The organism is Kitasatospora sp. NPDC023385 (assembly GCF_055664045.1).
This window is the reverse complement of sequence record NZ_JBVOOL010000009.1, coordinates 37,988-50,623: the sequence shown is the minus strand read 5'-3', so window position 1 is coordinate 50,623 and position 12,636 is coordinate 37,988. Positions and strand designations below refer to the sequence as shown.

Below are 12,636 nucleotides of genomic sequence, written 5' to 3'. Positions count from 1 at the left end.
CGGGTGCGGCGGAAAGCGCTGTTTGCCGGACAGGGCGGCGGGGAACGGCGTACCCTTCCCCGCCGCGCATATGCCAACGGCCTGTGGCCGGGCGGTCTCGGCGCCCGCGCGGCTGTGTGTCAGCGCGGCTGTGTGTGTGCGGCCGGGTGTCCGCTCGGCCGGATGTCCGCGAACGGCGCGCGGGGAGCTCAGTCCTCGTGGCGGCGCGGCTGGAGCAGGCTGCGGCCGTACTCGATCATCTTGTCGGCGTAGTCCGGGGTCCAGTCCGCCCGCAGGGCGATCTCGGGGCCCGACAGCGCGTCGAACCGGCGCGGATCGGCGAGCTGGGCGGCGGCGACCGCCTGGAAGTCCGTGGCCCGCTCGGCGGCCGCCCGGAAGGCCAGGGCCAGTTCCGTGGAGCGGTGCAGCAGCTCCGCCGGGTCGTCGATCGACTCCAGGTCGAAGAATCGTTCCGGCTCCGGTTCAGCGGACTGCGGCTCGAACAGCAGCTGCACCGGACGCAGACGCCTGGTGGGCTCGGTCGACTCTGTAGGGGAGTCGGGCATGGACGGACACCTCCGGGTCTCGGTGGGGCGGGCGGAACTGCTCCGGGCTGCGCCGCCCGGGTTGTGGCCGTCGTCCATTGTCTCGCGGCGGCGGCCGGTAGCGGAACGGTGCGCGTGCGGGCGCTATTCCCCGGCGTGCGCCGGGGGTGCGCCTCGGGCGCCGCGCATCCGGATGTGAACCGAATGCGAACCGGATGCGATCCGAACCGCATCCTGATCGCACGCGAACCGGTTGTCCTGGTGCATCCAGTCGTCCAGTGGAACCGGGAGTCCCCATGCGTGTCCGAACCGTCCTCGCGGCCCTCGCCCTGCCCCTTCCGATCGTGGTGGCCCCGGCGGCCTTCGCCGCCGAGACCGCCGTCGTGGTGACCGGCGCGAAGAGCGCGCCCGGCGGCTGGTCGACCGCGACCTGCCCCGCCCGCACGCACCTGACCGGCGGCGGCTACTCCTTCCGCCCGGCCGGTGCCGGCGACGCCGTCCTGGTCAACGCGCCGAGCACCGACCGGGCGGACACCTGGGTGTCGCGGGCCGCGCAGGGCGTCGTCGAGGCCTACGCGGTCTGCGAGACCGAGGACTGAGCCGCCGGGCCGCCGGGCCGCCGGTGTGCCGAGGTGCCGGGCCGCTGAGCCGCCGGGCTGCTGAGCACTGAGCCGCCGGGCCGTTACCGCAGGCGGACCCGGTGGCCGCGCAGGTGGTGCAGCACCTGGTGGTTGGCCTCCCAGCCCTCGGAAAACAGCTTGACCATGGTGATAGCGTCGAGGGCCGGAGACCAGGGAGAGAACCACATGCCACACCAGCCGCACCCGGGCACGCGGGTCCTGAGGATGCGCCGCATCAGCCGGGATTCCGAGGACAGCTCTGCCCTGGTCCGCCAGGCAGAAGCCCAGAGCGCTGCTATGACGGCAGGCAAGTACGTCTCCGCCGGAGAAGTAGAGGACTCGTTCGTCTCGGGCGCCATCAGCCCGGAGGACCGACCCAACCTCGGGAAGTGGACGCGCGAACCGCTCTGGTACGAGTGGGACGCCATCATGGTGACCTCGCTCGACCGGATCACCCGCAACCAGACCCACTGGGAGCTGTTCGCGGACAAGTGCTACCAGGGCGGGAAGGACATCATTTGCTTGGATGACCCCTCGCTGGACATCAGGCCCGGCAACGGCCGGATGATCGCCTACATCAAGGCCACCCAGGCTCAGGAGTACAGGGAAGCCATCGTGCACAAGCGCCGGGACCAGACTCAGTACTACCGTGACGAATCCCTGTGGGGCGGCGGGACATGGCCGTTCGGCTACCGCGCGGTCCTGGCTGAGCACAACGGCCGCCAGCGCTTTAAGCTCATCATCGACCCTGTCACAGGGCCCCTCGTCCGGGAGGCCTACGAGCGGATCGTGGAGCAGGGCTGGACCATGGGCCGCGTCTGCGCTGATTGGGACAGTCGAGGGGTTCTGACCTCCCAGGACTATCAGCGGAGCGTGAACGCGGCCGAGGGCAAGGCTGGCGTGAAGTACGAAATCAAGGGGTCGAAGTGGCTTACCTCGACCTTGAGCAAGCTCCTCAAGAAGCCGGTCCTCAAGGGGATCGCGATGCACAAGGGTGAGCCTCTGCTGAGGGATGGCATCCCGGTCCGGTGGGCCGATCCGATCCTCACCGATGAGGAGTTCGACCAGCTGCAGGCAACGGTCACGGAACTGGGCAAGTTCCGGGCCGGGATCAAGTCGAATGCTTCCCCGGCGGGAGGCGTCTTCTTCTGCCCCTGCGGCAAGAAGATGTACGAGAACAGCTCGAACACCACGCTGGCTAGTGGTGAGTCGAAGCGGCATGAGTACTTCCGTTGCTCCTCGTGGTCCAACGGGACGCCTTGCCCGTTCTCGGTCTCATGGCCGCAGAGCGACCTCTACAGCGTGGCGGAACACGGCTTCCTGACCACAGTTGGCGGGGAGGAAATAACAGAGCGGATATATGTGCCGGGAAAGGACAACCGGAGGCAGATCAAGGAACTGGAGGGTGCTATTGAAAACCTCTCCAACTCCATCGCTCTGGCCGCGTCGCCGATCGTCATCGAGACCGTCACCAAGACCATGGAGCGCCACGCGGCTACCCTCGAAACCCTCAGGGCCGAACCTTTCGTCCCGGGCCGGTGGGAGGTACGCGGGACCGGACAGACCTACGCTGCCAAGTGGGCTCGAATGGATGGCTGGAAGGAACGCGGACCATTCCTTCGGCAGGCCGGATTCAGGATCTTTGTGTGGGGTCACCCGAAAAAGGCGGATCAGGGTGCTGCCGTGTACGTTATCCAGCCCAAGGACATCGCGTTGAAGGCAAACACGGGCGACGGACCGACGATCGAGCCAACTGACCAGCAGAGTTGGGATCTGGCAGCTCTGAAGATCTTCCGCGAGATTCTTGATTTGGAGATTAAGGCTGCAGAGGGCGCACCTGAGAGCAGCACCGACTGACAGTAGGCCGCGCGCGCGATCCCATAACTTCATAGCACCCAGCCCCCGAGGCAACTCGGGGGCTTTTCATTTCCCCGGCAAGTTAGTTAGGAGATTGATGAGCTACCACTTCGCCAAGCTCTACCGACCCAAGCACCGAAACCCGGCCGTGGGTGATCCGGGGCTACAGCTCCACCTCCGGCTCTTCCTGCTCGCCATGGACCGAATGCAGCGCGGTGGGCATGCCCCTCTGGGCTCCGGTGAGCTGCAACTGATCCTGACTCGGGAGAATGGCCGGCCGTACACCAAAGGCCGGTACTCGCAGGCCTTGACGGCCCTCAAGGGTGCTGGGCTGCTCGCCCCGTCTTCCTCGGCTCGATGCCTGCTGGTACCCAACACGGTGGCCAGTATGGACGCGCCGTCACGTCAGCCACGGGAGGACTGCGCCACGCACCACCACAACATCCCCTGGGACAGTGAAGCTAATGACTGGCTTCACCCGACGCCAGAGCAGGCGCGAAAGGCAGAGAACGAGGCGGACAACATCAGCCGGGGCGGTTCGGCCTTCAGTTTTGCAGACTGGGCCCGGGACCTCCGAGAGCAGCCGCGGTTTAACGAAACTGGCCCCTCGGCCGCTCAACCCCAAGGCTGACGACCACGGTCCTTCTTAATAGAGGGGTTCTTGCCTGGGCCGAGTGAGTGAGGTCCAGTAGTAGCTACTTCAGTAGGCCGCCCCTTAAAGGCGGCCTGTCTAGAGTCTCTTGTGACTTGCATCTCTCTTTCGCCCCCGGTGTCCGAGAGCGGGGGCGTTGGACACATACATCTTTAGTAGAGAAGTGATTTTCTCAACTGAGCTTTGCTGAGCTGAGTCCGGGGTGGGTCTGGCACCCCGGTTCTCAGGTAGTGGCCCTGGTCTCCTCGTCTGGAGGCCGGGGCCTTCTTCATTTTCTCTCTTCGGTACTCACTCGTTGGTTTAGGGGATTCATGTATGACCATGTGAAGGGGAAGGCCCGGCGAATGAGCCTGGGCCTGTCCGTCAAGGAACTGGCCAATCTGCTCGGGGTGAGCTCCCAGGCGGTCTATCAGTGGGAGCGCGGGGAGCGTAAGCCCAGCCTTCCGATGTTCGTTGCCATTGCCCACTGTCTCCGGATTTCCCTGGACTCCCTGATGTCTCAGGCCAAGGACACCAATACCCGACAGGCAATCAGGCTTGTCCAGGCCAGTCGGAAGACCCAGAACGGAGCACGATAGATGACTGACATTGATTCCTTCGAGGATGGCGCGGAGCATGCCTCAGAGGTTATGCCGGCCGACCCCACCCAGGCCATCCGGGCAGAGATTCACCGCGAGTACGCGGGCAAGCTTGCGCTGGCTGAGCTGAGGGCCCAGGCCGCCAAGGGTGAGATCAATCTTCCTGAGGGATTCACCGATTTTCTGGACATGTCCAAGCTGCTTGATACCGATGGCCAGCCCGCCGAGGACGTCATTAAGCAGGTACTAAAGCCCTTTCGGGCGGATTTCGCTGAACTCCAGGGCGCCGGGTACCACCGTAATCCGGCTCCGGTATCCCAGGCAGCACCTTCTCTCGACGCCCGCCACCGCTGATCCTATGGACATTTGATGACTGATAACGAGACTAATCCCATCTCTGACGTTGAGGCCGCACGGGAGGAGGGCCGTAAGGAGGCTCTGGCGGAGATGGCTCCCCACCTCACCCGCGCCATGATCCGGGCCCAGGCAGCCGCAGCAGGAGGCGAGTTCCCCGAAAACGTCTTCAAGTTCCTTGATATGTCGAAGCTGCTTGGGGAGGACGGCCTGCCGTCCAGCGAGATTGTTGGCGAGGCCATCGCGCCATTTCTAAACCCTGGCAAGCCGGAGTATTCCCAGAATCTGGGCCTTGGCCGTCAGGGTCCGTCCTACACCATTCCCGTTCTCGGCAACTCGCGCGCTCTCGACGCGCGATACCGATAAGCATTAGGAGTCATATTGGCTTACAGTTACCAGAACCAGCTTTCCGGAACCTTTGTCAGTGAGGAATGGTCGTCGGCCCTCCTCACCCAGTTTGACCCGCTGCTCGTGTGGGGTTCCCGAATCGTCAGTAATCGTTCCTATGAGGGCGATATCCGCCAGCGTGGCGACGCGGTCCACATCAACAGCCTGACTCGCCCGACCGTGGGCGATTACAAGCTTCCTGAGGGCATGACTGCTCAGCGGCCGGAGACCGTGGACCAGCTCCTCCATATCACCGAAGCCAAGTATCTACAGCTGTTGGTCGAAAATATTGAGCGCGTACAGGTGGCCGGGGCAATGGAGTCCCCGATCAACAAGGAAATGGTGCGGGCCCTGGCACGCGAGGCAGACAGCTTCATGGGCCGTGTGGTCGCCGCTGGCGCCACCGCCATGCCGAACATCAAGCCCGGGGCTGGAAACATCCCTCAGGCGCTTTACAGCGGCATCCTGGACATGATGCTTGCCCTGGACGGCAACGACATCCCAGCGGGCCGATACGTGGTCATCTCTCCGAAGGTGAAGCGCTACCTGGTCGAGCATCCTGCCGTCGCCAACGCCGGGGCATACGGCGAGGCCGGAGTGACCGCTAACGGCGTCGTGGCCCGCCTGGCAGGCTTCACGATCCTCTCCACCACTGCCATGCCGGCCGGAGTGGACATCGTCGCCGGGCATTCGGATTTCAGCACCTACGCGTCCCAGTTCACGGGTTTCCGTCAGGGCCAGTCGGAGAAGTACCGGGCCGACTACATCGATAATCTCCACCTCTACGGCGGGAAGGTCGTTCGATTCCCTGGACTGGATACCGTGAAGCCGGATCAGACCTTCGATGAGACCAAGCCGTCCAAGGGAATTCTCAAGGCCACTGTGGACTGGCCTACTTCCTAACCGGACCCCTGCGCGGGCCCTCGCCTTCTCGGCGAGGGCCCGCTTTTTTGCTTTGAGAACCCGGAACAGTATGTGTCCAGGAGCCAATTTCCGGGCACCGGACCCCATTTGGGGCGCAGATCACCTATCCAGGCGGGTACCTACGGCCATTTCGGACCCGAGAAGGCGTATCAGGCGGTGAACTCGCCCAGATCTGCCCACACAGCGGCCTGCCGGCCGGAGATTTGAAACCCGTACATGATGGAAGGAAGGCACCCCCGGTGGGTCCTACTCTAAATCATACGTTCATTACCCCCAGTTACCGTTACCTGGCATTTATCAACAAGAAATGCATCCGTGATGCACGCATGGGCTTCTCCGTGGGTTATGGGTGGCAAGATGGAGGCGTTCGCCGGTCGGGCCGGTGGGCACGAATGGCAGCCGTAAGAAGCAAGGCTCCGGCTGAACCACTGGAACTCGCTCCACCTAAGGAATGAACAAACCCATGCGCACGACTGTCTTGGTGCCCGTAGAGAAGACGTTCTGTGATGCCCACCTTGCCAAGAACGGCAGTCAGGAAGAGGCCACGGAGTCTCTGACCATTGCCGGTCACGCATGGGACCTGTGCTTGGAACACGGTGTTGTCTTCACTCGGCATCTGATGGATGCGCTTGGTGTGCCTGGCCAGTCCGAGGCTGTGCCGGTTGCTGCCGAGGAGTCCGTGACGGAGGCCAAGTACGACCACCAGGACGACACCGAGGAGGACGACGTGGCCGGGGCAGAACCGGAGGTCCGTCCGACGGTGTTGGTGTCCGGGGAGATCCCTGGTTACGAGTGGGACGACGCGCGGGAAGCTGTCCGCAACCTTGGCTATGAGGTGGTCGGCCGGGCCGACGCCAACACGGTGCTGATCATCTGTGGTGAGGGCGCGGAGCGGGCAACCAAGAAGCTGCAAGACGCAGTTGAGTTCGGCATCCCGTGCTTCGACGCGTCCAAGCCGGGCGCGTTCCGTGACGCCGTGTGCGGCGGAGAGTTCAAGGGCGGTGACCCGCTCCCCGAGCCGGTGAGGGTGGACGCTCAGGCCGTCAAGGCCAAGTCCGAGGCGCAGTCCATACGTGACTGGGCCAAGGCCCAGGGCTACACGGTGAACGCCAAGGGGCCCATCCCCTCATCGGTCCGACACGCCTACCGCGTGGCTACCAAGCAAGCGGCCTGACCAGCAGCACGTACTTGGGGTGGCCGGGGTCGGCCCGGCCACCCGATCCCAACCAGTTCCAGGAGACAGGCAGCATGAGCACCATCACTCTGTACGGGCCCATCGGTCGGGCCGTTGAGAAGGTCAGCCCGTACGTCGAGTGCGATCCGGTCGGCATCTACGTGGCCGCTCTGAGCATGTGGTCTGCGGCCATCGGCCAGACGGTGAAGGTGTCCAGCCGGGGCAACGCCCGTCCGGCCCTGGTCTGGAGTGCGTTGGTCGGTGGGACGGGCAAGGGCAAGGGCACGGCTCTGCGGGCCGCACAGCACATCATGAAGCCTGCCCTTGGCCGCTTCCTGGAGACTCACACCACGTCCGGCATCACCTCTGGTGCAAGCCTCGTGAACCATCTCGCTGAACAGGTGGAAGCCACGGAGGAGACGGAAGCCGGGCGCGACGTCCGGGCTCTGGTGATCGAGGAGGAATGGAGCGAAACGCTTCGAAGGGTCCGACGGGATGCCAGCTTCACGGCCAAGCTCCGGAGCGCCTGGGACGGGGCGCCGATTCGGAATACGACCAAGGCCGAGGCTCAGTCCGTGGATGATCCGGCGGTGGTCTTCCACGCCCACATCACGCCGTCCGACTGGACCAAGTACATCGGCGCCACGGAGGCGGCCGGAGGGTCCTACAACCGCATCATGCCCTTCACCCTCGGGTCCGTGCCGATGCTGGACGACGACGGAGCCACCCTGCCCGAAGCGGACGGCTGGGACATCACGCAGGCGTACTACTGGGCGGCCGGTGACAGGCACACGGTCAGTCTCGGAGAGGATGCCCGGCCCCTGTGGAAGGTCATCCGCCGGTACGCCCGGATAATCTCGGAGAACCTCCCCGAAGCGCAGGCCGTGTACGTCGAGCGGACCGCCGAACAAACCATCCGGGTAGCGGCCTGCCTGGCCGCCTCGGAACGCTCTGAGGTGATCGACCACGCCTGTCTGTCTGCCGCGTTCTCCCTGGTGCGTTACAGCGTCCGCTGCGCGGTCAGCATCACCGGTGGTGCGGAGACGGCCAAGCCCGCTCGCCGGGTGCCGACGCTGGCGGAGAAGGTCCGGGCGCGGATCGAGATGCACGGGGGGAAGGCACGGTCCTCCGACCTGCTGCCGTTCGTCGGGGCCTCCGCCGATGAGGTCAAGGCACTGCCCGGGGTGAAGGTCACTCTCGACCGTTCCGGCCTTGGCCGCCCGGCCACGGTCTACACCTTGGCGGAGGATGAGACCGGTCACGCTCCGCTCAGCCGGCCGCGAACCCAGCGTGACGAACGCCCGGCCACCGTGGTCCGCATGGACACTTACCGCCCGGCCAAGACCGCGCCCCCAACTCCCGTGTCTGCTCCCGTTCCCCGCCCTGAGCTGGTCGCATCCGGGAACCCGTTCCTGGCGCTGCTCTGAACGCTCGAAGCAAAGCAAACCGCCCCGGCCTGCTCGGCCGGGGCGGTTCTTTCGTTTACTCAGATGCTGGGGACGGCGGTTAGACCGCGTAGAACAAGGCCGTGGCTTCCTGGATCTCCAGGACGGCAGCGGCGAAGTCCTCGGGACCGCCGCCCCACGGGTCGGTGATGCCCGAGCCGAGGATTCTCACCGGTCGGTCCGGGCCGACGATGGCTTCGACCGCGAGTGCCGTTTCGTCGTCGACCGCGACCACGTCGTCAGCCCACCTGAGCAGCCCCTCGTCCAGGAACCGGCCCCGGTGGCCGGTCAGGTCGTAGCCGAAGGCGGAAGCGGCCTCGATCATCAGCGGGTGTGCGGGCTTGCCCACGTGCCAGTCGCGGGTGCCCGCCGAGCGTACGTCCAGCGCGCCCCCGGACCGCTCCGCGATGATCAGGGCGGCGATCGGGGAACGGCAGTGGTTCCCCTTGCAGACCACCAGGACCCGTCTGCGCCTACTCACCGGGGTTCACCCGCTCGATCTCGAACGTGATCACGCCGAGGGCTTCCTTCTCCGGCGGAAAGATCGCGTGGATCGCCCGCAACTGTTCGGCCTCGGTCGCGTGCGGGTTGACCGCCTTCACGTCCTCGGTGCCGAACATCTCCTTGAAGGTCCTGTAGGTGCCGATGCGGGTCACCTTGGTCAGGCACTCCTCGCCACGACAGGTGAAGTTGAGCAGGTCGCCGACCCTGATTCGCTTCATGGAGGCGTAGGCGACCCGGACTTCGACAGTCTTGGAGCCGTCGTCGATCAGGTCGAAGTACTGCTTGTAGATCTGGATGTTGCGGGGACGGCCATGCGCCTGGGATTGGTTCCTGGCAGGCTGGCGGGTGGTCATCAGGGCTTCCAATGCGGTCGTGGTGTAGGACCGGAAGAAGTGCCTCGGGCTGCTGAGCATCAGCTCACCGGCGCCCGTGAGCGCTTCGACGTAGTCCGCTTGTGTGCCGGGCCAGGCAGCCGGGTCGAGCAGCCACTCCGCGGCGCTGCCTCCCGTCGCGTCTCCGGCGTCGGCAGAGGCGCGCAGGAGGCTCTTGGAGAGCTTCCCGCCGTCGTTGCCGAGGATCTGAGGGGTGAAGACGCGCAGCGGCACCGGAGCGGCCGGCGCCCCGATCGCGACGTGGGCGCCGTCCACCAGCTGGCAGCCGAACGCCCAGTCGCCGCCCTTCACCATCACGTGCAACGTGCCGTCGTCGGGGCGGTAGGAGCGTTCCTTGACCACGTTGCGGTACAGGGTGGAGAGGTCCAGGTACCCGCCGCCGAGCGGCGTGATGTCCGCCTCGTAGCGGCCGTGTTCGTGGCACATCGCTTCGAACAGCGCCCCCGAATCGTCCAGCTCCAACAGCCGCGTGTGGTCGGCGTACTTCTGAGCCCACCCGCACACCGGACACGGCAGTCGGATGTGAGCGGTGCCGCTGGCCGGGGCCAGCCAGAACCGGATCTGATCCAGGTGCTCCAGCGTCCGCAGGAACTCGGCCCGGAACTCCGGGCTCGCCTGCTGCTCGGTGTAGGTGCTGACGCGGTACTCCACGCCCGTGCGGCTGGTCATCGCGTCCAGAAGAGGGGCGTAGTACTCGGAGACCAGGGCGCGGATGCCGTGGTCTCCGAGCTGGTGGTTGTAGGTGAGCTGGTACATCCGGCCGCCATCGGTGATGGTCTCCGCCGGGGCGTTGTCCAGCGCCACGAAGTCCACGGCCGTATCGACCCCGAACTCGTCGCGGGCCCGCTCAGCGACCAGGAACGACAGGCTCTGCACCAGGTGCGTGCCGATGTGCGGACGCCCGTTGAGCTGCGTCCCCACGGTGAACTCGATCCGTTCCGTTCCGGCCTCCAGGAGGCGGGGCCGGAGCACGTCCAGGGCATCGTCAACGGCGTTGGCCAGCACGGTGTTCGGCGACCTGAGAAGGTCGATGGTGTTCAAGTGGTGCCTCCGCTCTGCTCATGAACCGGCTGCGGCCGGCTCAGTGCTGGTGTCGGTGGCGCATGCGCTCGGCATGCTGGGTCCTGAGCCGCTCCACAACGGCGCTCACGGCGTCCGGCGCTTCCGGGTCGTTGGGCGGCTTGGCGGACGTCGAGGACTCGCCCGCCTCGGTCGGCGGGGGAAGGGCGATCGCGTCATTCACCGGAGCCCCCAGTGCGACACCGGGGACACCCGCACCCCGGCGGCAGCGGGTACCGCACGGGTCGGGACTCCGACTGTGCCACTCGGTACTCGTTCAAGATCGCGGCCATCTTCTGAGGACTGGCCCGCTCCCTGCTCCGGTGCGAACCGGCGGACCTCACGGCAGCGGACATACCTGGCTCCCTCTCCTTCACCGATGCGTAGGGGCGTGGGGTAGACCGTACGAACCTCGGCCAGCGGCACTCAACGAAGTTGCTCATAGTTGCTGGAACCCGTCTGAGTGAGCTTTGGTGTCGTCGAACGCTTGACCTTGGGGTGCTCGTAGGGCGAAGGTCGAAGGTGACATGCGGCCGGATCACGGGGGGAGCAACATGCGGCAACACAGCAGCGACGGCGACGACTTGACCGCTACGTTCTTCTGCACGGACCCCAACTCTCAGGGCGGCGTCGAGTGCGAGACGTTCTATGAGACCGACCGTGACTCATGGATCGTGCAACTCAAGAAGCGCGGGCCGAAGGTTCGAGGTCAGCTCGTCGCCCTTGCCGATGACGAGACGTTCGGGGAGATGTCCGGGCGGACCATGGATGTGTTCGTTCGGAAGTACGTCAGGGAGCGTTATGGAATTGATCTCGGCGGCACGCCGAATTGAGCTGCTGTTCGGTGAGCCCACCCAAGAGGTCCGGAAGCTTGAGCTACGGGACTTCTATGAGGTGGACCGCCCGTTGTTCGAGGCATGGCGCTCAGGCGACCGTGAGACGGTCGAGGAGACGATGCGCGGGCATCGTGCGTTCCTGACCGGGAAGGCCGCTGCCGGCTTCCCTTACCGGCGTGTGCGGGCCGTCTCCGAACCCCTCTCGGACTACCAGCGGATGGCGGTCGAGCTGGCCGACCCCACGGAGCGTCTTCGGTGGCTTCCCCGCCGTCTCGTGTCGGCGCTGCCCTTGCCGGGGAACGACTGCCTAATCCGGGATGACCTGGTGGTCTTCAACCTCATGGGGGGAGACAACCAACAGACCGATATCCAGCTCTCAACCGAAGCGGACGTGGTCCGGTTCTGCAACGAGGCGTTCGAGCAGGCATGGTCGCTCGGCGTCCCCAATGGTGAGTACAAGCCGTAGCGACATGTCTGACCAGGAACCATCCGAGTCCGCAAGGCGCGCTTTCGGGACTCAGCTCAAGGAACTCCGTCGGGATGCCCAGCTCTCGGGTGTCGAGCTCGCGCAGCGCTGTGGCTGGCACAAGACCAAGGTGTCGAAGATCGAACACGGGACGCAGATCCCGACCGAGGAAGACATCCGACGATGGGCAACGGCCTGTGCCGTCGAGGGGCAGACCCCCGAACTCATCGCGATGAGTCGTGAGATCGAGCAGATGTGGACCGACTACAAGCGGTGGCACCGACCGGGGATGAAGCGTCTCCAGTTCCAAGCCATGGACTTGTACGCGAAGACCAAGCTGCTCCGGGTGTATGAGTCGCTGTTCGTCCCCGGCTTCCTACAGACGGTCGAGTACGCCAAGGCGCAGTTCACCATCCATGCCAAGCTGCACGGCCTGCCGTTGGATGACGTGGAGGAAGCGGCACAGAACCGCATGGTCCGGAAGCGGTTCCTCGGCACCGGGGCGCCGATATTCTCGTTCCTCCTGGAAGCCTCAGCGCTAACTAACAATACGGGCGGTGCTGAGGTGATGAACGGGCAACTTGATCACCTCCTGGAGGTGTCTAGGCTCCCGTACGTTTCCATCGGGATCATCCCGCAAGGCCGGGCACGGTCGCTCTACCCCGGTGAGGGCTTCTACCTGTTCGATGAGAGCTTGCTCAAGCAAGAGTTCTGGTCGGGGGCGTTCCAGACGGCCAGGCCCGAGAACATCTCGTACTTCGTCCGAGTGTTCGCCGCTCTGCGGGACCAAGCCGTGTTCGGCGCTGTGGCCCGAAGCGAGATCGAAGCGGCCCGTGGCCGTCTTCAAGGGACCTGAGGAGTGGT

The 12,636-nt window shown here is 65.1% G+C and carries 17 protein-coding genes; 12 read left to right on the top strand and 5 right to left on the bottom strand.

Translation table 11 applies throughout. The features are described 5' to 3' along the window. Positions 1–188 precede the first annotated feature (188 nt). Positions 189–545, bottom strand: coding sequence for a hypothetical protein (locus tag AC0B61_RS16270; RefSeq protein ID WP_471741328.1), 357 nt, complete (start codon positions 543–545; stop codon positions 189–191). Between the two features lie 275 nt (positions 546–820). Between AC0B61_RS16270 and AC0B61_RS16265 the strand changes: the two genes are divergently transcribed. After that, the gene (locus AC0B61_RS16265) at positions 821–1,123 is read left to right on the top strand and encodes a hypothetical protein (protein WP_471741327.1); all 303 of its coding nucleotides are present in this window, start codon (positions 821–823) and stop codon (positions 1,121–1,123) included. 83 nt (positions 1,124–1,206) lie between these two features. Here AC0B61_RS16265 and AC0B61_RS16260 read toward each other — a convergent pair whose 3' ends face one another. Then, a complete protein-coding gene (locus AC0B61_RS16260) occupies positions 1,207–1,332 on the bottom strand; it encodes a hypothetical protein (protein ID WP_471741326.1) in 126 nt (41 codons plus the stop codon). On the opposite strand from AC0B61_RS16260, the gene AC0B61_RS16255 reads away from it, so the two are divergent. The 8 genes from AC0B61_RS16255 to AC0B61_RS16220 all read left to right on the top strand — a co-directional run bounded on the left by AC0B61_RS16255 (position 1,331) and on the right by AC0B61_RS16220 (position 8,497). Beyond that, positions 1,331–3,001 (top strand): recombinase family protein, encoded by a 1,671-nt coding sequence (locus tag AC0B61_RS16255; RefSeq protein WP_471741325.1) that lies wholly within the window; start codon positions 1,331–1,333, stop codon positions 2,999–3,001. The genes AC0B61_RS16260 and AC0B61_RS16255 overlap by 2 nt on opposite strands. Before the next feature lie 97 nt (positions 3,002–3,098). Next, positions 3,099–3,632 (top strand): hypothetical protein, encoded by a 534-nt coding sequence (locus tag AC0B61_RS16250; RefSeq protein WP_471741324.1) that lies wholly within the window; start codon positions 3,099–3,101, stop codon positions 3,630–3,632. A 332-nt stretch (positions 3,633–3,964) separates the two neighbouring features. After that, positions 3,965–4,231 (top strand): helix-turn-helix domain-containing protein, encoded by a 267-nt coding sequence (locus AC0B61_RS16245; RefSeq protein WP_471741323.1) that lies wholly within the window; start codon positions 3,965–3,967, stop codon positions 4,229–4,231. Beyond that, positions 4,232–4,585 carry a hypothetical protein gene (locus AC0B61_RS16240; RefSeq protein ID WP_471741322.1) on the top strand — a complete coding sequence of 118 codons (354 nt, stop codon included), beginning with the start codon at positions 4,232–4,234 and terminating at the stop codon, positions 4,583–4,585. A gap of 15 nt (positions 4,586–4,600) precedes the next feature. Further along, positions 4,601–4,951 (top strand): hypothetical protein, encoded by a 351-nt coding sequence (locus AC0B61_RS16235; RefSeq protein WP_471741321.1) that lies wholly within the window; start codon positions 4,601–4,603, stop codon positions 4,949–4,951. Positions 4,952–4,966: 15 nt separating this feature from the next. Next, positions 4,967–5,875: a hypothetical protein gene (locus tag AC0B61_RS16230; protein ID WP_471741320.1), complete on the top strand. Its 909-nt coding sequence runs from the start codon at positions 4,967–4,969 to the stop codon at positions 5,873–5,875. Positions 5,876–6,359: 484 nt separating this feature from the next. After that, a complete protein-coding gene (locus tag AC0B61_RS16225; RefSeq protein ID WP_471741319.1) occupies positions 6,360–7,070 on the top strand; it encodes an Lsr2 family DNA-binding protein in 711 nt (236 codons plus the stop codon). A 74-nt stretch (positions 7,071–7,144) separates the two neighbouring features. Beyond that, positions 7,145–8,497, top strand: coding sequence for a DUF3987 domain-containing protein (locus tag AC0B61_RS16220; RefSeq protein ID WP_471741318.1), 1,353 nt, complete (start codon positions 7,145–7,147; stop codon positions 8,495–8,497). Between the two features lie 79 nt (positions 8,498–8,576). On the opposite strand, the gene AC0B61_RS16215 is transcribed toward AC0B61_RS16220, so the two are convergent. From AC0B61_RS16215 to AC0B61_RS16205, 3 genes are read right to left on the bottom strand one after another with little or no spacing between them, the layout of a single operon-like run. Then, entirely contained in the window at positions 8,577–8,996 is a 420-nt protein-coding gene (locus AC0B61_RS16215; RefSeq protein WP_380295363.1) for an arsenate-mycothiol transferase ArsC, read from the bottom strand. Then, the gene (locus tag AC0B61_RS16210; protein WP_471741317.1) at positions 8,989–10,452 is read right to left on the bottom strand and encodes an ASCH domain-containing protein; all 1,464 of its coding nucleotides are present in this window, start codon (positions 10,450–10,452) and stop codon (positions 8,989–8,991) included. The genes AC0B61_RS16215 and AC0B61_RS16210 overlap by 8 nt, the downstream gene beginning before the upstream one ends. Positions 10,453–10,492: 40 nt before the next feature. Then, a complete protein-coding gene (locus AC0B61_RS16205; RefSeq protein WP_471741316.1) occupies positions 10,493–10,654 on the bottom strand; it encodes a hypothetical protein in 162 nt (53 codons plus the stop codon). A gap of 370 nt (positions 10,655–11,024) precedes the next feature. Between AC0B61_RS16205 and AC0B61_RS16200 the strand changes: the two genes are divergently transcribed. From AC0B61_RS16200 to AC0B61_RS16190, 3 genes are read left to right on the top strand one after another with little or no spacing between them, the layout of a single operon-like run. Further along, positions 11,025–11,303, top strand: a complete 279-nt coding sequence (locus tag AC0B61_RS16200) for a hypothetical protein (protein WP_471741315.1) — start codon at positions 11,025–11,027, stop codon at positions 11,301–11,303. Continuing rightward, a complete protein-coding gene (locus AC0B61_RS16195; protein ID WP_471741314.1) occupies positions 11,272–11,772 on the top strand; it encodes a DUF6879 family protein in 501 nt (166 codons plus the stop codon). Before AC0B61_RS16200 ends, AC0B61_RS16195 begins: the two co-directional genes overlap by 32 nt. Before the next feature lie 4 nt (positions 11,773–11,776). Further along, a complete protein-coding gene (locus AC0B61_RS16190) occupies positions 11,777–12,628 on the top strand; it encodes a helix-turn-helix domain-containing protein (protein ID WP_471741313.1) in 852 nt (283 codons plus the stop codon). Positions 12,629–12,636 lie beyond the last annotated feature (8 nt).

What these genes read in the sequence shown, in the direction of transcription:
- AC0B61_RS16255 (WP_471741325.1), top strand. Translation starts at nt 1,331, where the DNA reads ATGCCACACCAGCCGCACCCGGGCACGCGGGTCCTGAGGATGCGCCGC.
- AC0B61_RS16250 (WP_471741324.1), top strand. Translation starts at nt 3,099, where the DNA reads ATGAGCTACCACTTCGCCAAGCTCTACCGACCCAAGCACCGAAACCCG.
- AC0B61_RS16235 (WP_471741321.1), top strand. Translation starts at nt 4,601, where the DNA reads ATGACTGATAACGAGACTAATCCCATCTCTGACGTTGAGGCCGCACGG.
- AC0B61_RS16225 (WP_471741319.1), top strand. Translation starts at nt 6,360, where the DNA reads ATGCGCACGACTGTCTTGGTGCCCGTAGAGAAGACGTTCTGTGATGCC.
- AC0B61_RS16220 (WP_471741318.1), top strand. Translation starts at nt 7,145, where the DNA reads ATGAGCACCATCACTCTGTACGGGCCCATCGGTCGGGCCGTTGAGAAG.
- AC0B61_RS16265 (WP_471741327.1), top strand. Translation starts at nt 821, where the DNA reads ATGCGTGTCCGAACCGTCCTCGCGGCCCTCGCCCTGCCCCTTCCGATC.
- AC0B61_RS16195 (WP_471741314.1), top strand. Translation starts at nt 11,272, where the DNA reads ATGGAATTGATCTCGGCGGCACGCCGAATTGAGCTGCTGTTCGGTGAG.
- AC0B61_RS16200 (WP_471741315.1), top strand. Translation starts at nt 11,025, where the DNA reads ATGCGGCAACACAGCAGCGACGGCGACGACTTGACCGCTACGTTCTTC.
- AC0B61_RS16190 (WP_471741313.1), top strand. Translation starts at nt 11,777, where the DNA reads ATGTCTGACCAGGAACCATCCGAGTCCGCAAGGCGCGCTTTCGGGACT.
- AC0B61_RS16270 (WP_471741328.1), bottom strand. Translation starts at nt 545, where the DNA reads ATGCCCGACTCCCCTACAGAGTCGACCGAGCCCACCAGGCGTCTGCGT.
- AC0B61_RS16245 (WP_471741323.1), top strand. Translation starts at nt 3,965, where the DNA reads ATGTATGACCATGTGAAGGGGAAGGCCCGGCGAATGAGCCTGGGCCTG.
- AC0B61_RS16260 (WP_471741326.1), bottom strand. Translation starts at nt 1,332, where the DNA reads ATGTGGTTCTCTCCCTGGTCTCCGGCCCTCGACGCTATCACCATGGTC.
- AC0B61_RS16240 (WP_471741322.1), top strand. Translation starts at nt 4,232, where the DNA reads ATGACTGACATTGATTCCTTCGAGGATGGCGCGGAGCATGCCTCAGAG.